The organism is Massilia violaceinigra (assembly GCF_002752675.1).
GTDB lineage: Bacteria > Pseudomonadota > Gammaproteobacteria > Burkholderiales > Burkholderiaceae_D > Telluria_A > Telluria_A violaceinigra.
Genome location: NZ_CP024608.1, coordinates 4,800,548 through 4,818,905 on the forward strand (window position 1 = coordinate 4,800,548; position 18,358 = coordinate 4,818,905).

Genomic DNA, 18,358 nt, shown 5'->3' on the forward strand with positions numbered 1-18,358 from the left:
GGCTCTGCAGTGCGCAAAAGGATTTTCAGGATGTATTTTTCCACCGACCCACCCGTGACAACCGGGTTGCCCTTCTACAAGACGGTGGTGTGCCTGACGTGCGTGCTGATCCTGATTATTAACGGCGTCAGCCTGTTCCACAACCTCGGTTCGCTCAAGGGCGCCAACGAGATCCAGGGCCAGACCGCCAAGGTGATCGACAAGGTCCAGTATGTGAACGTGCTGATCATGGATGCGGAAAGCAGCCTGCGCGGCTATTTCCTGTCCGGTTCCGAAGTCTACCTGGGACCGCTGCGCACGGCCTCGTCCGAGATCGATGCCCAGTTCGCCGAACTGGAACGCTTGCTGGCCGACAGTCCTTCCCAGCGCCGCAACCTGGCCCAGCTGCATACCCTGGTCTACCGCAGGCTCGACACCATGAACCAGGTGCTCGATGTCTACCGTCAGGGCGGGCTGGACGACATTCTCAAGATTGCCGGTTCGTCCGACAGCAAGGCCGAGATGGATGAAATCCGCCTGCAGGTGGTCATCCTGGTGCAGGAACAGAACGAATTGCTGTCCGCGCGCAGCGCCACCTTTTACCGCCAGTACCGGCACGCCGTGTTTTTGGGCATCACCATCAATGCCATGGCGATCCTGGTGCTGGCCTTGTTCTACCGCCTGATCCGGCGCAGCTATTTCGCCCGCGACATGACCCAGCGCGCCCTGGAAAACGCCAACGATAACCTCGAGTCGATGGTGGCGCTGCGCACCGAACAGTTATCGGTGCTCTCGCGCCACCTGATCAGCGTGAGCGAAGAGGAAAAGGCGCGCCTGGCGCGCGAACTGCACGACGAACTCGGCGCCAACCTCACCTCCATCAATATCGACATGAATGCCGTGGCGGACGCCCTGCGCGCGGAGCGGCCCGAACTGGCCCTGATGCTCGACCGTGCGCGCGCGACCCTGGTCGACACGGTGGAACTGAAGCGCCGCATCGTCGAAGACCTGCGCCCCAGCCTGCTCGACCACCTGGGCTTGTCCGCCGCCGTGCAAAGCTATTGCGAGGAGTTCGGCCGGGTCGCCGGGCTCGATTGCGAAGCCCTGATCGATGGCGACGTCGATGTTGCCGGCCCCATGCATGCGATTGCCGTGTTTCGCATCGTGCAGGAGTCGCTCAACAACATCGCCAAGTATGCCCGCGCGCGCCACGTGATCGTGCACCTGGGCCGTGAAGCGGGTGGCTTGTCGCTGGAAGTGAGCGACGATGGCGTCGGCATCGACAGCGACGCCGTGGCCAAGCCCAAGTCGCACGGTTTGCTGGGGATGCGCGAACGCGCCTTGCTGCTGGGGGGAAGTTTGCGGGTGAAGCGGGGAGTCAATGAGGTGGGAACCTGCGTCGAAGCATTCATTCCCCTGTCGCGCGCCGCCGACGGCGCGGACAGCGGCGAGGCGGCGCCGGAACAACCGGCGAGCCTGCCGTTTAGCGGGCTACATCCATCAGAAGGCGATCGTATTCCGTCTTCGCGACCTTATAGCATTCGCCGGCGTACTCCTCCAGGCCCTGGCGGTCGATCACCGTGATATTGCCGCGGCGGTATTGAATCAGGCCGTCATCCTGCAGCTTGCCGGCGGCGGCCGTGATGCTTTCGCGGCGCACGCCCAGCATGATGGAAATGAGTTCCTGGGTCACTTTCAATTCGTTCGATGCCGAACGGTCGAGGCGGTCGAGCAGCCAGCGGCACAGCTTCTGTTCGATCGAGCTGTGGCGCCCGCCGACAGCGTTCTGGGCCATCTGGGCGAACAGGGCATTGGTGTAGCGCATCAAGAGCTGGGGCAGGGCGCCGCCCTGGTTGAAGGCGTCGCGCAGGTACTGGGTCTTGAGGCGGTAGCCGTAGCCGGCGCTCTGGACCACGGCGCTGCACATGGCGCGTTCGCCCATGAACAGCGACATGCCGACCACGCCCTCATGCCCGACCACGGCGATCTCGGTGGTGGCGCCATCTTCCATCACGTACAGCAGCGACACGATGGCCGTGGTCGGGAAGTAGACGTTTTCCAGCTTGCTGCCGTATTCAAACAGTTCTTTGCCAAAAGGCAGGGTCACGAGTTCCAGGTGTTCGAACAGGGTCTCGAGATCGTGACGGGGAAGGGCGGCCAGCAATTCATTCTGCTGGGTACCGCTAAAGCTGACAACGGGGCGGGAAGCAACTTTTAACTCTTGCGCACTGGCAGGAATCTGGGCGACCGGCGATGTATTCTGGGCGGTACCACCAAGTTGAGTGTTGTTCATTTTTATTCCTCACTATCTGAGACTATCTTCAAGGGCGCTTCACCTGGACTTGCAGCGAATCGCGATGTACGAACAGTAAGGCTTCCGTCTGTTGGCGAACATAAGACTGGTAGTCGCCCCCATGTAGGTTCAATGCATAAATCCTTGTGGGCCCAGTCCTACTGGGGGAAATCGCAATAAATTGTCTTTTTACTCACACTTTAAGGTGGGTGAACGCACAGAACCTGCACAAAACCACGATTTTGGCCTACGGCAAGGCTTGGGAATGCCCCTGCCATGCCTCATAATGTGAATATCGCAACTTAATGAGAGCCGCGCGCATGCACGTATTACTGGTCGAAGACGATGCCGTGCTGGCCGATGGCCTGACCCGCCTGCTGCAGGGCCACGGGATGGTGGTCGACGTGGTCGGCAGCGGCACCCAGGCCGACCAGGTGCTGCAGCGCGCCGAGGTGGCGGTGGTGGTGCTCGATATCGGCCTGCCCGGCATCGATGGCTTCGAGGTGGTGCGGCGCCTGCGCGCACGTGGCAGCAACGTGCCGGTCCTGCTGCTGACCGCGCGCGACGCCATCGAAGACCGGGTGCGCGGGCTCGAGCTGGGCGCCGACGATTACCTGGTCAAGCCCTTCGCCACGCCGGAGCTGGTGGCGCGCATCAAGGCCCTGGCGCGGCGCAATACGCCCAAGCCGGTCAGCCTGTCGCTGGGACGCCTCACGCTCGACACCTACACCAAGCGCGCCCGCATCGACGAGCGCGTGATCGACCTGTCGGTGCGCGAGTGGGCCGTGCTCGAATACCTGCTGCAGCACGGCGCGCGCGTGGTGTCCAAGCAGCAGATCATCGACGCCATCCTGCCCTGGGGCGAAGACCTGACCCTGAACGCGGTCGAAGTCTACATTTCGCGCCTGCGCCTGAAGATCGCCGACGCCGGCATCAGCATCCGTACCATCCGCGGCTTTGGCTACATGCTCGAACAGCATCCATGATCAGTATCCGGCTGCGCCTGCTCAAATGGCTGATCGTGCCGATTTTGCTGATCAACCTGGCGGGCGCCGCGCTGACCTACATGCTGGCCTGGATTCCGGCCCAGCTGGCGTTCGACCAGAGCCTGGCCGACGCCGCCGGTGCGCTGGCGGCGCGCCTGCGTCCCGGCAATGGCCGCGCCGAGATCGATCTGCCGCGCCAGGCCGAGCAAGTGCTGCGCGCCGACGATGCCGATGTCCTGTACTTCATCGTGCGCGGCGCCGATGGCAATGCGCTGGCCGGCGACAGCGACTTTCCGGCACTGGCCGCGCCCAGCAGCCAGGCCTACGACGACACCATCCGCGGCGAGCCGGTGCGGGTAACGAGCCGCATGGTGCTCGCCGGTGGCGAGAAAATCCGCATCGGCGTGGCCAAGACCTTGCGCAAGCGCAAGCAGATCCGCTCGGCCACGGTGCGCGCGCTGATGCTGGTCGAGTCGCTGTTTACCGTGGCGCTGGTTGGGCTGATCTGGTTTTCGGTCACCAACGGCCTGCAACCGCTGGCGCGCATGCGCGCTAACCTGCTTGCGCGCGAGGGCAACGAGCTCGCGCCCATCGACGGCGCCGCCATTCCCGATGAGCTCAGTCCGGTCGTCAATGCCTTCAACGAGCTGCTCGACAAGGTGCAGACCGGGGCCCGCGCCCAGCACGATTTCCTGGCCGACGTCGCGCACCAGCTGCGCACCCCGCTGGCCGGGCTCAAGCTCCAGCTCGAATGGCTGGGCGCGCGCCACCAGGCCGACCCCGACACCGCGCAGTCGGTGCGCCTGATGCTGCTCTCGAACGAGCGCATGATTCGCCAGACCAACCAGTTGCTGGCCCTGGCGCGCGCCGAGCCGGCGCGCTTCGAAAAAACCCGCCTCGAACGGCTCGACCTGTCGGTCCTGATCGAGCAGGTGATCCAGTATTTCGTCGATGAAGCGGGCAAGAAGCGCATCGATATCGGCTTCGAGCTGCTGCCGACCCGGGTCAGCGGCGACAGCTTCCTGCTGCGCGACCTGATCGATAACCTGATCGACAATGCCGTGCGCTACACCCCGGATGCGGGAACGGTGACGGTGCGCTGTTATCGGGAAGGCAAGTGCGGGGTCTTGATCGTGGAAGACTCCGGCCCCGGCATCCCGCCCCATCAGCGGGCGACGGTATTCCAGCGCTTCGTGCGGCTGGACGACAAGATTCCCGGCAGCGGCCTGGGCCTGGCGATCGTGCGCGATATCGCCCAGGCGCACGGCGCCACGGTCGAGATCGGCAACGGCCCCGGCGGCGCCGGCGTGCAATTTACAGTCAGGTTCCCCGCCTGCTGAGCACTATTGTCGTATTTACCTCGCCAAAAGGCGGTTTACTTCGCCTTGTCAGCATTCTGTCAGCCTTTCCTCAGTGTAATGCAAGCTTCGGTCTTTATAATTAGCAACAACAGGGACACTCCGTCCCGGCTATTTACTTCAAAGGTGCAGGATGATGTTATCTGCAAAACAAGACAGGGCACGCGGCTTTTCGCTCACCGAGCTCTTGATCACGCTGTCCATCGTTGGCGTGGCCAGCGCCATCGGGTTTCCGATGCTGACCCAGTTCGCCGAGGACGGGGCAGTGTCGACCCAATCGGATCTGGTGCTCAACGCCCTCAATTACACGCGCTCCGAAGCGACCAAGCGCGGCAAGCGTGTGACCATGTGCCGCAGCGACAATGGCACCAGCTGTCAAACCCTGGCACCGGGCGACTGGCGCATCGGCTGGATCGTGTTTGTCGACGACAATATTGGCGGTGCCATCGGCACGGTCGATACCGGTGAAACCGTGCTCGTGGCGCAGTCGGCGTTTTCGGGGCGGGGCCAGGCCAAGGCGACCGGCAATGTCATCCATTACGTGTCATATACCAGCACCGGCCAGCCCAGGTTCCAGGAGGCGGTATCGCACGTCGGCGAATTCTACCTTTGCGGAAAGACGGTAACGACCAAGCGCAGGAAAATCGCACTGACTGCAGGCACCGGCTATGTCGGGGCGGCCATCGTCGCCCCTTCATCAAATTGCGTAGATCCAAGCTAAAAGAGGAGAAGTAGAAATGCGACGTCAACGAGGATTTTCGATGCTGGAAGTACTGATCACCATGCTTGTGATCAGTTTCGGCTTGCTCGGCATTGCCGGGCTCATCATCACGAATTTTAAAAACAGCCACAGCGCTTACTCGCGCGGTCAGGCGACTATTTTCGCCAATGACATCATCGACCGCATGCGCGCCAACCGCACCGTCGCCCAAGCGGGCGCGCCCTACGTCATCGACGTTGATGCAACTACGCCCACGGCGGACGCGACCGTGGGCGAGCGTGACATCAGGCAATGGCGCCTTGCCCTTGCCAGTGCGGTCAAGGACGGCAAGGGTGGTATCGCTTTCAACGCAGCCGGCAACGTCATCGTCACCATCCAGTGGGACGATTCCCGCTCCTCGGGCGACAATTCGACTTTCGGCCTGGCCAAGCAACGCTTTGTTCTGGAGACCCGGTTATGACAGTTCGTCCGACAGCATCGCGCTATCTCGGCGCGAGCAAACAACAGGGCCTGAGCCTGATCGAGGTGCTGGTGGCCATGACCGTCGGCCTGGTCTTGCTGGGAGGGGTGGGTTATATGTTCATTGGCTCGAAGCAAATGAACACCGCCCAGACCGATATTGTTCGCCTTCAGGAAAGCACCCGCAATGCGCTTGACGTGGTCGGCATGGCAGTGCGCCAGGCTGGCTACCGCCTCAACATGGATGACCTGGCGATGGAAGGCGATCCGATCACGGCGCAAGTCGGTGCCGATTCCGATACCCTGATCGTGCGCCACGATCCGAACTGGATCGTCGATGTGGCCGTGCCGCCGGCGTTGCCGAATAAAATGGCGGGTAGCGAGCGCAACTGCGAAGGAAATCTGGTCGTCGCGAACAATGCCCCGAATGCGACGACCGGCGCGAAGACGCCCAACCTCAATCTGATCGTGTATCAGTTCAAGGTCGTCAACGGCAAGCTGATGTGCTATGCCAACGATAATCTGGCCGCCCCCGGCGCCGGCGTGGTCGTTGCCGACAATGTCGAACGGATGAAGGTCAGCTACGGCATTGGCAGCGGCAACGAAACGGTCACCGATTATGTTGCCAATCCGAGTGCGACGGAGTTGCCGAACGTGACTGCTGTCCGCGTCAGTCTGTTGCTGCGCGGACCGTCCAAAGGCGTGGCCGTCGGTACCCAAAAAGTTTTGTTCAACGATGCGGAGGTCAGCACCAGCGATGGCCACCTGCGCCGGGTCGTCACTTCCACTTTCAACGTACGCAACCGGGCGAGGTTCAATCCATAATGTCTCACTCTACTTTTTTCCGTCCACGGGACACGCAGTCGGGCGCCGTGCTGGTAACCGGCCTGGTCTTTTTGCTGGTGCTGACGATGTTCGTCCTCGCCCTGGTGCGTAGCGGCACGCTCGAAGAACGCATGGCCCGCAATGCGCGCGATCAGCAAACGGCGCGTGAAGCGGCCGAAGCGATCCTGCGTGATGCCGAGGCCTTTTCATTCAACAAGGCTCCGTTCGATCCTTACGAGAGTTCGGCGTTTTCGCCCAAGTGCACCAACGGCTTGTGCCACAAGCCGGTCGCCTCGGCGACCTGGCAAACCCTGGACTGGGCAAACGCCGCGCTGACGCGTCAGTTTTCCGCGCCCGCGCTCCACATTGCCGGCACCGCCACGCAGCCTCGTTACGTTATCGAAATTATCAAAGCACCTATCAAGACAGGCAGTTCCGCGCAATGTGACCCGGGCGTTGCCCGAATCACCGCGCGCGGCGTCGGTAACGCCGGCGCTACTGCCTTTGTACAGACCACCGTGCGCTTCCGGGCGTTCACCGAAATTTGCGACTAGTACTGCAACCATCACCCTGCGGGAGAAGACTCATGCAACTGAAAACAAAAATTGCTGCCGGGGCGGGCCTGATCGGCCTCGCCACGGCAGCCCTGGTCACCGCCATGACTGCGGCCTCGTTCGACCCGGATCAACAGCCTATCGGCTACATCGGGCAACCTGTCGCATCCAGTACCAATGTTGCCGACGGCACGGCACGCATGTTCGCCATCGATTACAACGCGGCCACCTTGGGCGGCGATTTGCATTCGTTTCCGATCAGCAGCAACGGCGCGATCGGTACCGTGGATAACTGGGTCGGCGGTGCCGACGCCAAGATCGCCGCCCAGGTAACAGCCGGGACGCGCAACATCGTCACCTTGAGCGACGCAGCCATTCCCGCAGGTATTCCATTTACCTGGGCCAAATTGTCGCCTGCCCAGCGCCTGCTGATCGATCCCACGACCGCGGCCAACGCGAGCAGTGTCGCCTCGCCGATCGTGGACTATCTGCGTGGCGTGAAAGCCGGCGAGGGCACCACCTACCGCAAGCGTGTCAGTTCGCTCGGCACCATCATCCACTCGACACCGGTCTACTCGAAAGACGCGAGCGGTAATGAAACCGTATATGTCGGCGCCAACGACGGCATGATGCATGCCATCGATGCGGTCACCGGCAACGAACGGTTTGCCTACGTTCCCCGGGCCGTTATACCGGCGCTGGGGGATGCGCTCAAAAAGACTGGCGGCGTACCGAAATACACGGTGGACGGACGGCTCGATATCCGCAAGTTCGGCACCAAGACCATTCTCGTCGGCACCCTCGGCGGCGGCGGCAAAGCCGTATTCGGCCTGGACGTGAGCAACGGCGCCACCGGCACCGAGGCCACGGCCGCTACCAAAGTCCTGTGGGAAATCACCGAAAACTCGAACGGTTATGCCAATCTGGGCTATACCTACGGCGCCCCGGTATTGACCAGGCTGTTGAAGAAGAAGTCTGCGGCAACCGATCCGGACACGTTTTACGATGCCCTGGTGATGGGTAATGGCTACAAAAATAGTGGTAACGGCGGTGCCTCCCTGTATGTCATCGATGCACAGACCGGGGCGCTGATCAAGGAGTACGCCACTCCGGGCGGCTCCGCGGCCACGCCGAACGGCCTGTCCTCGCCCTCGCTGTGGGATGCGGATGAAGATGGCGTGAAGGACACCGCTTACGCCGGCGACATCGACGGCAATATGTGGAAATTCAATCTGAACGATCTGGGCTCTTCGCCGGTCCAGGTGTTCAAGCGTGAAGACACCAACGAGCAGCGCGCCATTACCTCGGCCCCTGGTCTGGCCAGCCACCCGAACGGCGGCGTGCTGGTTGCTTTCGTAACCGGTCGTATGCTCATTCCGGACGACATGAAGGACAAAACTACGCACTATGCGTACGGCATCCGCGATATCTCTCCCACCACCCAGGGCCTGATCACGCAAACGCTCACCCCGCATGACTTCACCTCGCCAGCCGGTTTGATCAAGGTTCGCAGTGCGAGCAACGAACCAATGAACTGGGTGACACATCGCGGCTGGAAGGTCGCTCTGGCGGAGGGTGAACGTGTGGTCGGCGATGGTATTTTCATCACCGGCGACGTGTTTCAGTTCTTCACCACCAATCCGACGGTCAACACGACTGCCAAGCCACCTGGCGAAAACTGGTGGATGCAACTGAACTGGCTCAATGGCGCCAGTACGGGCGAAGTCATTTTCGATCTGAACATGGATGCGAAATTCAACACCGATGACATGGTCAAGGATACCGCCGGAAAAACGTACGTGCCGGTAGGCCGCAATATGGGTGGCGGCGTGCGTTCCCAGCTCGTTGGCCTGTCGGCCGGCGGCGTGGATGTGTTCCAGTCCAATTTCGACCAGAACGATGCGGTTAAACCGGATGTCACGACTGTGAGCACGGCCACGGTTGGCGGTGAACGCGGCGTTGCCGGCGGTCACTTCGACACCGATATCTTCTGCTACAACAAATGCGGTGGAGCAACGCAAGTGGGCTATTTTGGCGGCCCGGCCTCTAACAGCGGTACGTATGCGTTCGGGCGCGAAGCGACGTCGGGTGATGTTGCTAATCAAAACTATATTCACGTCCACGAATATGACGATATTTATGACGTGCTGGGCTTGAACATGCTGCATCCGAGCCAGGATGAGCAGCGCCTTGCGCCGACCGTATCGAGCACCGCGGAAGCCTACGTGCCGAACCTGCCGACGTTCATCAATACCAACACCGGTCCGGCCAGCGCCGTCGTGAGCTCGACCAGTGCCTGGGTCTACAAGAACTCCAAGGGACAGCCATCCGCGTACAGTAATTTTAGTGAGGGGCCGCGCATGCCAGTTGCCGGTTACCCGAAGACGACGGTTGCGGCCGACGGTTCTGTCACCTATGAGGCGCAGGTCACCTACAAGACGACGCGTTCATCGTACGAGCTCGATAAGGTGAAGCTGATTAACAGCAGCAAGAACACGTGGGAATATTACGAGCGCAACGTTGTCAGTACGTGGACCACGACCCAGACGAGCACGGACATCATTCCGAACACGCGTTTCAAGGTACTGGTTGCCAACCAGGCGTATTCGCCCGCCATCAAGCTGGCGATCGACGGCTCGGACGGTACCGGCACGGGTGGCACGTTCGACGGCAGTGTCGTGGGTTATCAGACCCAGAGCGGCTTGCAGGTTTCCACTTTGCCTGCGTACAAAATGAATAACATCAAGGACTTGAAGGTGTACATGCCGCTTGATGCGTTCGTTGCCCGCGACTGGGCTAACAACGGTCAGGTGCGTAACGGTGTGCATCCGATCAAACCGCAATGCGCTGGCGTTGTCAGTGGTTATTCTCAACTCGGACCAAAAGGCGAGTGGCGCAACGGCTCGCTGACCGTTCAGGTGGTACGCGACGATATCGTCCAGAGCGACATCCAGCTCAATGTGCCGAACCGGCCGGACCTGGGCTACCGCCTGGTGACGTCGAAACTGAAGGATAAGCTGATTGCCGAGTATCTGATTTACTGGCACCATCCGACCAACTTGTGCATGGGCGACGCTGCCTGGACGATGGCCGCTGCGCCGGATAACAAGGCCTCGACTGCCAAGCAAGGTGTGCCCGCAGTTGGCGCCCAAGATCCGCAGGGTAAATTCATCCCTGGTGCTGGCGACCCGGCGCTGCCGACCAAACCGGCGACCAATCCGCCGCCAGTGACGGTCACCAATCCGGATGGCAGCACGACCACGACGACCATCAAATACACCGACCTCGCAAGTGGCGGGTATGTGATCGAGACCACGGTCAAGATCAGCTGGCCGGCCTCGTCGGGCAGCACGACGACTGGTATCGTTACCGGTGGCGCCGTCAATGGCCCTGGTTCGAGCGTGCCGCCGCCTCCTGTTTGTACCGGGCCTACTTGCGAGCCTTGTGTCGGGGATGCCTGCAAAAAATGCGCGGGGACCTTCACCGACGGCACGTGTAAAGAGTCGGCAGTACTAGGCCGTATTAACTGGCGGGAGCTGCGATGAATCGAGTTAATTTGAATCGGCCAGCCGGCGGCTTCACCCTGGTGGAATTGCTGGTCACCGTTGCCATCATCGGGGTTCTGTCCGCGGTCGCTCTTCCGATGTACAAGCAGAGCGTCCAGAAGGGCCAGCGTTCGGTCGCGAAGGGCGTGTTGCTCGAGAATGCGCAGTTTCTCGAGAAATACGCTACCGACAAGTTCTCCTACACGGGCGGCGGGCTGTCTTCAGCGACTTCGCCCAAGCATGTGGGTGCGGGAGCGGTCCGGTATAACATCACCAAGGAAATTTCTGGCGATGGAACGACCTTCTTGCTGAAGGCCACCCCGATCGCGGCCCAGGCGGATGATGAATGTGGCGTTTTGTCCCTGAGCAACACCGGGGCGCAGACCGCGGCCAAGCCGACCGACTGCTGGTAAGCAAGTAGCATTACCCGGGCGCGGCTCCCCGCCGCGCCCGAATCAGTTCACACGAGCAGGGCAAGTATCGGTAAAATCGACGGTTTTGTGCGAGGCCATGTTATGGCTGAGAATATGGCCAACGATACCGATACTTCCCTTCCCGATTCAGATATTCCCGCGTCCAGCGCGACGGTCGCCCCCGCGGCGATTGCCCGCGAAGTTGCACGCCGCCGTACCTTCGGCATCATTTCCCACCCCGACGCAGGCAAGACCACGCTGACCGAAAAGCTGTTGCTGTTTTCGGGCGCGATCCAGATGGCCGGCACGGTCAAGGCCCGCAAGAGCGGCCGCCACGCCACCTCCGACTGGATGGAAATCGAAAAGCAGCGCGGCATTTCCGTGGCCAGCTCGGTGATGCAGTTCGAGCACCGCGACCACGTCATCAACCTGCTCGACACCCCCGGCCACCAGGACTTCTCGGAAGACACCTACCGCGTGCTCACCGCCGTCGACTCGGCCCTGATGGTGATCGACGCGGCCAAGGGCGTGGAGGCGCAGACCATCAAGCTGCTGGCCGTGTGCCGCATGCGCAGTACCCCGATCGTCACCTTCATGAACAAGATGGATCGCGAAACGCGCGATCCGCTCGACCTGCTCGACGAACTCGAATCGGTCCTGAAAATCCAGTGCGCCCCGGTGACCTGGCCGATCGGCATGGGCAAGAACTTCCGCGGCGTGTACCACCTGCTGCGCGATGAAATCATGCTGTTCAAGGCCGGCGAGGAAAAGGCCGACGGCGCCTTCGAGATCGTCAAGGGCATCGACAATCCCAAGCTGGCCGCCATGTTCCCGCTCGAAATCGAACAGCTCAAGATGGAAGTGGAACTGGTGCACGGCGCCTCGCATCCGTTCGACCTGGAGCAATTCCTGGCCGGCGTGCAGACCCCCGTGTTTTTCGGTTCGGCGATCAACAACTTCGGCGTGCGCGAAATCCTCTCGGCGCTGGTCGACTGGGCCCCGGCCCCGCGCGAACGCGAAGCCACGGTGCGCGTGGTGGCACCCTTTGAACAGCCATTCTCCGGTTTCGTCTTCAAGATCCAGGCCAATATGGACCCGGCCCACCGCGACCGCATCGCGTTCTTGCGCGTCTGCTCGGGGCGCTTCGAGCGCGGCATGAAGGTCAAGCACCTGCGCCTGGGACGCGAGATCAAGGTCTCGTCGGTGGTCACCTTCATGGCGTCCTCGCGCGAACAGGTCGAGGAAGCCTACGCCGGCGACATCATCGGCTTGCCCAATCACGGCAACATGCAGATCGGCGACAGCTTTTCGGAAGGCGAGATGCTGCAATTTACCGGCATCCCGTACTTCGCGCCGGATTTCTTCCGCTCGGTGCGCATCCGCAATCCGCTCAAGATCAAGCAGCTCCACAAGGGCTTGCAGCAGCTGGGCGAAGAGGGCGCGGTGCAGGTCTTCAAGCCGGTCCAGGGCGGCGAGCTGGTACTGGGCGCGGTCGGGGTGCTGCAGTTCGAGGTCGTGGCCAGCCGCCTGCTCAACGAGTATGGGGTCGACGCCGTGTTCGAAGGCACCAGCATCAGCAGCGCGCGCTGGGTCAGCGGCGAAGACAAGCGCATCCTGGCCGACTTCGAGTCGGCGCTGGGCCACAACGTGGCCTATGATGCGGCCGGCAACATGGCTTACCTGGCGACCTCGAACGTCAACCTGCGCCTGACCGAAGAGCGCTGGCCCAAGCTGACCTTCCACGCCACCCGCGAGCACGCGGTCAAGCTGGCCTAAGCCGCGTCTAGGTCCGCTCGCCCCAGCTGCTGCGCTTCTCGCGCAGCAGCGCGGTCACCTGCGCGGCCGGCATGGGTCTCGCAAAATAATATCCCTGCATGATGTCGCAGCCCGCCTGGCGCAGGAAGTCGAGCTGCGCCAGCGTTTCCACCCCTTCGGCCACCACGCTTAACTGCAGGCTGTGCGCCATGGCGATGATGGCCGTGGCGATCGCCTCGCCGTCGCCCGGCACGTCGTGCACAAAGCTGCGGTCGATTTTCAATTGGTCGATCGGGAAGCGCTTCAGGTACGACATCGACGAGTAGCCGGTGCCGAAATCGTCGATCGACAGATGGATGCCGGCCGCCTGCAAGCCATGCAGCAGGTGCAGGTTGGCGTTCACGTTTTCCATCAGGACCCCCTCGGTGATTTCCAGTTCCAGCAGGCTGGCCGGCAGGCCGGTTTCGTCGAGGATGGCGCGGATCTCGTCCATCAGGGCGCCGTCGCGGGTCTGGCGCGCCGACAGGTTCACCGCCACGTGCACCAGCGTGTCGAGCAGGCCCTGGTCGCGCCACGCCGCCGCCTGGCGGCAAGCCGTTTGCAGCACCCAGCCGCCGAGCGCCACGATGATCCCGGTCTCCTCGGCCACCGGAATGAACTCGGCCGGGCTGACGTGGCCCAGTTCGCGGCAGTGCCAGCGCGCCAGCGCTTCCACGCCCACCACGCGCCCGCTGCGCACGTCGATCTGCGGCTGGTAGTGCAGTTCCAGTTCGCCCTTGTCGAGCGCGCGGCGCAGGTTCGCTTCGAGCTTGAGGCGCTTCTGGGCGCGCTGCTCCATGGCCGGCTGGAACGCTTCGAAGCCATTCTTGCCCCTGGCCTTGGCGTGGTACATGGCCGTGTCGGCGCTGCGCATCAGCGTGCGCGCGTCGCCCGCGTCGCGCGGATACATGCTCACGCCGATACTGGCGCTCACGTACAGCTGGTGTCCTTCCACCTCGAACGGCGCGGCCAGGGCGGCCAGGATCTTGCGCGCCACTTCGTCGACTTCGTCCGGCTGGCCGGGGTCATGCTCGCGCGGCTCGACGATGATCACGAATTCGTCGCCGCCGATGCGGCAGATGATGTCATTCTCGCGCAAGGTCTGCACCAGGCGCGCGGCTACCAGTTTGAGCAGATGGTCGCCGCAATCGTGGCCGAGCGTGTCGTTGACCACCTTGAAGTTATCCAGGTCGAGCAGGAGCAGGCCGACCCCGTCGCCCGCGCCCTCGGCCCGGTCGGCGCGCTCGAGCGCGAACGCCAGGCGCTCGTTGTACTCGTGGCGGTTGGGCAGGTTGGTGACCGAATCGACATGCGCCAGGCGGTGCAGGTGGTCCTCGGCGCGGCGCACCGCGCGCCGCATCGACGACACCATCGCATACGCCAGCGCGAGCGAGCCCAGGGCCACCGCCAGGGTCAGGCCGGCGTACGTGAGCAGGCGCGCGAACAGCTGGTCCAGGGTGGCGCGGATCAGCACCATGCCGACCCGCTGCTGGTTCACGCGCACCACGTGCGCCACTTCCACCACGTCGATGCCGTAGCGGTAGCCGGCAGCGAGCAGGGCGGCATCGGGCGCGCCCGGCTGGGGTCCGGTACCGCGCTGGTAGTGCGCCAGCAGCACGCCGCGCGCGTCGAAAATGCTGGCGCTGCCCACGCTGGGCGAGACCGCGAGACCGGCCAGCGTTTCCTCGCCGGCCTTGACATCGTTGAACAGCAGCGCCGCGCTGCTGTTGTTGCCCACGATCTGGGCCTGCACCCGCAGGTCGTCGGCCAGGACGCCGCGCATCGACAGGAACTGGAACACGATCAGCGCCAGGCTGGCCACGAACAGCGCCGCGGCGGCCGTCAGGATGGTGGTCAGCGCCAGCTTCCTGCCGAGCAGGCGCGGGGCGCCGATGAACACCGGGCGCGCGCTCATTGCACGCTCCTGGCCAGACGCAGCAATTTGGAGCTCAGGTTCAGCCGGGCCGCGCGCGCCAGCGCCATGTCGACATCGAACACAATGCGTTCATCCATCAGCGCCATGGCGATGACCACGCCATCCGGGCCGACCACGCGGTCGTCCGACACCGTCAGCACCGGCGAGCCGGCCAGCTCGCGCCGCAGCTCGCGCCAGCGTTCGCGGTCGATCCGTTCGACCACCAGCACATGGCAGCTGCGCAGCGGCGCGCCGGCATGGCGCACCGCGATGCGGTGGCCGTTGACGACCTTGTCGTGCAGCTTGCTCAGCGACGCGAACAGCGCGCCGCCGGCGTTGGCGCACACGCTGATCGGCGCGCCGCCCGCCAGCGCTTCCGGCGGCCACTCGGCAAACACGGTGAAATTGAAGATAAAGGCGGCCTTCATCGCCGCTTCCGGCACCGGATCGGCGCGCGCCGCCGCAGCGGCAGCGGCAGCCAGGCCGGCCAGCAGCAGCCAGCACAGGCGCCGCGCGCGTGGGAGGCGGCGCTCAGAATGCATACGCCAGCCTTGCGCGCAGGCGCCGCCCGTCCTGCGCGATCACGCGCTGGCGGTGTTCGATGGAGGCGGGATCGGCATAGGCGCGGTCGAACAGATTGGTCACGCCGAGCGAAAGTTCGAGGTTGGGCAGCAGGCGCGCGCGCATCAGGTTGGCGTTGACCACGACATGGCGCCTGGCCGTGCCCGAGACGCCGTGGCGCGCGCCCACATACTGGCCTTCGAGCGCGCCGCGCCAGCCGCCGGCGCCGAGCGGCGCGGACAGATTGAGCTTGGCCAGGCCGGCCGGCGCGTTGACCGGTTGCCCGAGCGCGTCGCTGACCCGGATCGCGCTGTAGCTGGTGCGCAGCGTCAGGCCGCCCGGGGTGCCGCGTTCGTATTCGATTTCCACGCCGCGCGCGCCCAGGCGGCCGATATTGTCGAAACGCACGCTGGCCAGCTCCTGCTGTGCGACCGGCGCGATCAGGTTCGACAGCGCGGTGCGAAACGCCGACACGCTCACGCGCGCGTTTTCGCCGAACTCCTGCACCAGCGCCAGTTCGGCCGAGCGCACCCGTTCCTCGCGCAGGCCCGGGTTGCCGGTCTGGCCGCCTTCGCCGGGGAAGGCATAGAATTTTTCGAAGCTGTTGGGCGAGCGGAAGGCGCTGCCGTAGATCGCCTTGACCGTGGTGGCCTCCAGCGGATTCCAGATCAGCGCGGCGCGCGGACTCCATACCCCCTCGCTGCCGCTGTTACGGTCGTAGCGCAGGCCCAGGTTCAGCAGCACGGTCTCGCCCAGCGCCACCTGGTCCTGCAGATACAGGCCGGCGCGCCGGGCGCTGCGCCGGTCGTCCAGGTAGCTGTGGAACGGGGCGATGTCGAAACTGTACTGGTGCAGGCGGTAGTCGCGCTGCAGGTCGATCCCGGCCAGCACGGTGTGCCCGGCCAGGCGCGTGCTCACCACGCTCGCGTCGATGCCCCACCAGCGCGCGCTGCTGCCGTCGTGGCTGAGCGTGCGTGCTTGGTCGGAGGCCACGTAATCGCCGAAGGAATCGTACTGGCCCCAGAACAGGCGCGCCTTGAGCTGCTCGACGGCGCCCGCCTCGCTGCGCCATGCCGCATTGACATAGGTCTGGCGGTCGGTGGTGGCGGTGCGCGGGTCGTTGAAGCTCTGGCTGTAGGACGCGGTCGGGATGCCCTTGACCCGGTTCGCGTGGATCAGGCTCAAGGTGGCCGCGCCGTGCGTGGCGCGCGCGAAAAAGCGCTGCCCGCGTTCGTCATCGAGGCCGCTCGCCACGCCGTGGTTCTGGGCGGGCGTGTCGAATTCGGGGAAGTACAGGTCGCGGCCATCGCTGCGGTGGGCGCTGGCGGCGATCAGGTACTCGCTGCCCTGGGGCGAGCGCCAGCCGACGCTGGCGGCGGCCTGGCGCGCGCCGTCCTGGCCGACTTCGAGCGATGCGCGCGTGCCCGCCACCGCGCCCGGGGTTTTGGTGATCACATTGATCACGCCGATGAAGGCGTTCGAGCCGTAGATCGACGAACCGGGGCCCGGCACGAACTCGATGCGCTCGATCAGGTCCAGGTCGAGCGGGAATTCGGCGCCCACCGGGGCCTGGTCGTAGACCGCGTCGTTCATGCGGTTGCCGTCGACCTGCAGCAGGAAGCGGGTATTGAAGTCGCCCGGGCGCAGGATGCCGCGCTGCCCGAGGTAGCTGTAGTTGCGGTCGTAGCTGACCACCATCCCGCGCACGCTGCGCGCCACGTCGGCCAGGGTGCGCCAGCCGAAATGGCGGATGTCGGCCTTGGTGATGACCGTCACCGACGAGGGCGCGCGGCTCGACTTCTGCATGAATTTGGAGGCGCTGTAGACCTCCATCGACATCAGCTGTTCGAGGGGCAGGGTGGTCAGGTCGGGCGGCTCGCCCGCGCGCGCGCCCGCGCAGGCGAGTATCGACAGCGCCAGTGCCCGTGCAAATGCCCGGGCATGGCGCCGCAGGCGGAACGGGATCGGACGGGTGGGCGCTGGCATCATAGTGGGTACGTCTTGAAAATTGACGTACATCAACATTTTGGCAGCTTGTGGCCTGCTTGTACAGAAATGCCCCTGCGTCTGTCGGCCCAGCGCCACAATCGTGGCCGCGGCGCCCCTTATTTGGCCGGGGTGGCCAGCGGCTTGCCCTGTTCGACCATGTACACCCCGACCAGGCGCATGGTGGCGGTGCCGGGGTTGTGCGCATCATGCACGATGCCGGCCGGGATCACGAAGGCTTCGCCGGCGCGCACGGTGCGCGGCGCGGCGCCGTCGATCAGCAGCTGGCCCTCGCCTTCGAGCACGTAGCCGATTTCGTCGCCCGGGTGGCTGTGGCGCCCGGCGCGCGCGCCGGCGGCCAGTTCGACCCGCATCACTACCGCCTCGGTGTTGGGAAACGAGGCCGCGGCCCTGAGCACCGGCGTGCGCACGATGCCGCTGGCCTGGGGCGCGGCGCAGCCGGCCAGCGCCAGCGCCACTAAGCCGGCGCCGATCGAGGCGGGCCGGCTCATGGCGCGCCTTCCTCTTTGCGTGGCAGCGCGCCCCGTTCCAGCGCGCGCGCCAGCAGCCAGGCGTCGACCAGGCTGGCCACCCAGCACGCCAGCATCACCGCGGCGGCGATATTCATCAGCGGCGTGGCCGTATCGCCCTGCTGGTGCAGGCGCTCGGCGATCAGCACCGGGTCGGCCGGCAGGGCGCCGCTCAGCACTTCATCGGCCATGCGCGAGGCGGTGGCGACCACCTGCTTGAAAAAATAGATGGCCGCGACGAGGGTCGGCACGATAAACAGGCAGGCGCGCGCGCGCCTGCCCAGGTAATACTGCCCGGCGCCGGGAAACACCAGGCCTGACAATAGCAGGGCAACCACTGAACGATTCATCTCTCTTCCTTGACTGATAGGTGCGATCCGCACGATTGATCCCGCGCAAACCGCCGCCCCGCGCGAACGCGTAAATTAACCTATGCGCT

At 63.9% G+C, this 18,358-nt stretch carries 16 protein-coding genes; 10 read left to right on the forward strand and 6 right to left on the reverse strand.

Features of this window, described 5'->3' with window-relative positions; genetic code table 11:
• Positions 1–30: 30 nt before the first annotated feature.
• Positions 31–1,563, forward strand: coding sequence for a CHASE3 domain-containing protein (locus CR152_RS21020; RefSeq protein WP_099878072.1), 1,533 nt, complete (start codon positions 31–33; stop codon positions 1,561–1,563).
• Here the strand turns inward: CR152_RS21020 and CR152_RS21025 are convergent.
• A complete protein-coding gene (locus tag CR152_RS21025; RefSeq protein ID WP_099878075.1) occupies positions 1,463–2,272 on the reverse strand; it encodes a Crp/Fnr family transcriptional regulator in 810 nt (269 codons plus the stop codon). The two genes, CR152_RS21020 and CR152_RS21025, sit on opposite strands and share 101 nt — an antisense overlap.
• 320 nt (positions 2,273–2,592) lie before the next feature.
• On the opposite strand from CR152_RS21025, the gene CR152_RS21030 reads away from it, so the two are divergent.
• The 9 genes from CR152_RS21030 (at position 2,593) to CR152_RS21070 (ending at position 12,909) form a co-directional block, all read left to right on the forward strand.
• The gene (locus tag CR152_RS21030) at positions 2,593–3,258 is read left to right on the forward strand and encodes a response regulator transcription factor (protein ID WP_054262952.1); all 666 of its coding nucleotides are present in this window, start codon (positions 2,593–2,595) and stop codon (positions 3,256–3,258) included.
• Positions 3,255–4,598: a sensor histidine kinase gene (locus tag CR152_RS21035; protein WP_099878077.1), complete on the forward strand. Its 1,344-nt coding sequence runs from the start codon at positions 3,255–3,257 to the stop codon at positions 4,596–4,598. The genes CR152_RS21030 and CR152_RS21035 overlap by 4 nt, the downstream gene beginning before the upstream one ends.
• A gap of 151 nt (positions 4,599–4,749) precedes the next feature.
• The gene (locus tag CR152_RS21040; RefSeq protein WP_099882607.1) at positions 4,750–5,337 is read left to right on the forward strand and encodes a GspH/FimT family pseudopilin; all 588 of its coding nucleotides are present in this window, start codon (positions 4,750–4,752) and stop codon (positions 5,335–5,337) included.
• A 16-nt stretch (positions 5,338–5,353) separates the two neighbouring features.
• The gene (pilV, locus tag CR152_RS21045) at positions 5,354–5,797 is read left to right on the forward strand and encodes a type IV pilus modification protein PilV (RefSeq protein WP_099878080.1); all 444 of its coding nucleotides are present in this window, start codon (positions 5,354–5,356) and stop codon (positions 5,795–5,797) included.
• A complete protein-coding gene (locus CR152_RS21050; RefSeq protein WP_099882609.1) occupies positions 5,794–6,621 on the forward strand; it encodes a PilW family protein in 828 nt (275 codons plus the stop codon). The genes pilV and CR152_RS21050 overlap by 4 nt, the downstream gene beginning before the upstream one ends.
• A gap of 47 nt (positions 6,622–6,668) precedes the next feature.
• The gene (locus CR152_RS21055; protein WP_167399931.1) at positions 6,669–7,175 is read left to right on the forward strand and encodes a pilus assembly PilX family protein; all 507 of its coding nucleotides are present in this window, start codon (positions 6,669–6,671) and stop codon (positions 7,173–7,175) included.
• 32 nt (positions 7,176–7,207) lie between these two features.
• Complete coding sequence (locus CR152_RS21060) at positions 7,208–10,720, forward strand: pilus assembly protein (RefSeq protein WP_099878086.1); 3,513 nt, start codon at positions 7,208–7,210, stop codon at positions 10,718–10,720.
• A complete protein-coding gene (locus CR152_RS21065) occupies positions 10,717–11,133 on the forward strand; it encodes a type IV pilin protein (RefSeq protein WP_099882610.1) in 417 nt (138 codons plus the stop codon). The genes CR152_RS21060 and CR152_RS21065 overlap by 4 nt, the downstream gene beginning before the upstream one ends.
• Before the next feature lie 114 nt (positions 11,134–11,247).
• Complete coding sequence (locus tag CR152_RS21070; protein WP_099878089.1) at positions 11,248–12,909, forward strand: peptide chain release factor 3; 1,662 nt, start codon at positions 11,248–11,250, stop codon at positions 12,907–12,909.
• Between the two features lie 7 nt (positions 12,910–12,916).
• Here the strand turns inward: CR152_RS21070 and CR152_RS21075 are convergent, their stop codons facing one another.
• The 5 genes from CR152_RS21075 to CR152_RS21095 form a co-directional block, all read right to left on the reverse strand.
• Positions 12,917–14,842, reverse strand: a complete 1,926-nt coding sequence (locus CR152_RS21075) for a putative bifunctional diguanylate cyclase/phosphodiesterase (RefSeq protein WP_099878092.1) — start codon at positions 14,840–14,842, stop codon at positions 12,917–12,919.
• Positions 14,839–15,384 (reverse strand): YfiR family protein, encoded by a 546-nt coding sequence (locus CR152_RS21080; protein WP_099878095.1) that lies wholly within the window; start codon positions 15,382–15,384, stop codon positions 14,839–14,841. The genes CR152_RS21075 and CR152_RS21080 overlap by 4 nt, the downstream gene beginning before the upstream one ends.
• On the reverse strand, positions 15,374–17,392 hold the full coding sequence (locus tag CR152_RS21085; RefSeq protein WP_229413490.1) for a TonB-dependent receptor plug domain-containing protein: 2,019 nt from the start codon (positions 17,390–17,392) through the stop codon (positions 15,374–15,376). Before CR152_RS21085 ends, CR152_RS21080 begins: the two co-directional genes overlap by 11 nt.
• Positions 17,393–17,508: 116 nt before the next feature.
• Entirely contained in the window at positions 17,509–17,901 is a 393-nt protein-coding gene (locus tag CR152_RS21090; RefSeq protein WP_099878097.1) for a cupin domain-containing protein, read from the reverse strand.
• On the reverse strand, positions 17,898–18,269 hold the full coding sequence (locus tag CR152_RS21095; RefSeq protein WP_229413491.1) for a hypothetical protein: 372 nt from the start codon (positions 18,267–18,269) through the stop codon (positions 17,898–17,900). The genes CR152_RS21090 and CR152_RS21095 overlap by 4 nt, the downstream gene beginning before the upstream one ends.
• Positions 18,270–18,358: the final 89 nt, after the last annotated feature.

What these genes read in the sequence shown, in the direction of transcription:
- CR152_RS21075 (WP_099878092.1), bottom strand. Translation starts at nt 14,842, where the DNA reads ATGAGCGCGCGCCCGGTGTTCATCGGCGCCCCGCGCCTGCTCGGCAGG.
- CR152_RS21020 (WP_099878072.1), top strand. Translation starts at nt 31, where the DNA reads ATGTATTTTTCCACCGACCCACCCGTGACAACCGGGTTGCCCTTCTAC.
- CR152_RS21030 (WP_054262952.1), top strand. Translation starts at nt 2,593, where the DNA reads ATGCACGTATTACTGGTCGAAGACGATGCCGTGCTGGCCGATGGCCTG.
- pilV (WP_099878080.1), top strand. Translation starts at nt 5,354, where the DNA reads ATGCGACGTCAACGAGGATTTTCGATGCTGGAAGTACTGATCACCATG.
- CR152_RS21085 (WP_229413490.1), bottom strand. Translation starts at nt 17,392, where the DNA reads ATGATGCCAGCGCCCACCCGTCCGATCCCGTTCCGCCTGCGGCGCCAT.
- CR152_RS21040 (WP_099882607.1), top strand. Translation starts at nt 4,750, where the DNA reads ATGATGTTATCTGCAAAACAAGACAGGGCACGCGGCTTTTCGCTCACC.
- CR152_RS21090 (WP_099878097.1), bottom strand. Translation starts at nt 17,901, where the DNA reads ATGAGCCGGCCCGCCTCGATCGGCGCCGGCTTAGTGGCGCTGGCGCTG.
- CR152_RS21035 (WP_099878077.1), top strand. Translation starts at nt 3,255, where the DNA reads ATGATCAGTATCCGGCTGCGCCTGCTCAAATGGCTGATCGTGCCGATT.
- CR152_RS21070 (WP_099878089.1), top strand. Translation starts at nt 11,248, where the DNA reads ATGGCCAACGATACCGATACTTCCCTTCCCGATTCAGATATTCCCGCG.
- CR152_RS21080 (WP_099878095.1), bottom strand. Translation starts at nt 15,384, where the DNA reads ATGCATTCTGAGCGCCGCCTCCCACGCGCGCGGCGCCTGTGCTGGCTG.
- CR152_RS21050 (WP_099882609.1), top strand. Translation starts at nt 5,794, where the DNA reads ATGACAGTTCGTCCGACAGCATCGCGCTATCTCGGCGCGAGCAAACAA.
- CR152_RS21060 (WP_099878086.1), top strand. Translation starts at nt 7,208, where the DNA reads ATGCAACTGAAAACAAAAATTGCTGCCGGGGCGGGCCTGATCGGCCTC.
- CR152_RS21095 (WP_229413491.1), bottom strand. Translation starts at nt 18,269, where the DNA reads ATGAATCGTTCAGTGGTTGCCCTGCTATTGTCAGGCCTGGTGTTTCCC.
- CR152_RS21025 (WP_099878075.1), bottom strand. Translation starts at nt 2,272, where the DNA reads ATGAACAACACTCAACTTGGTGGTACCGCCCAGAATACATCGCCGGTC.
- CR152_RS21065 (WP_099882610.1), top strand. Translation starts at nt 10,717, where the DNA reads ATGAATCGAGTTAATTTGAATCGGCCAGCCGGCGGCTTCACCCTGGTG.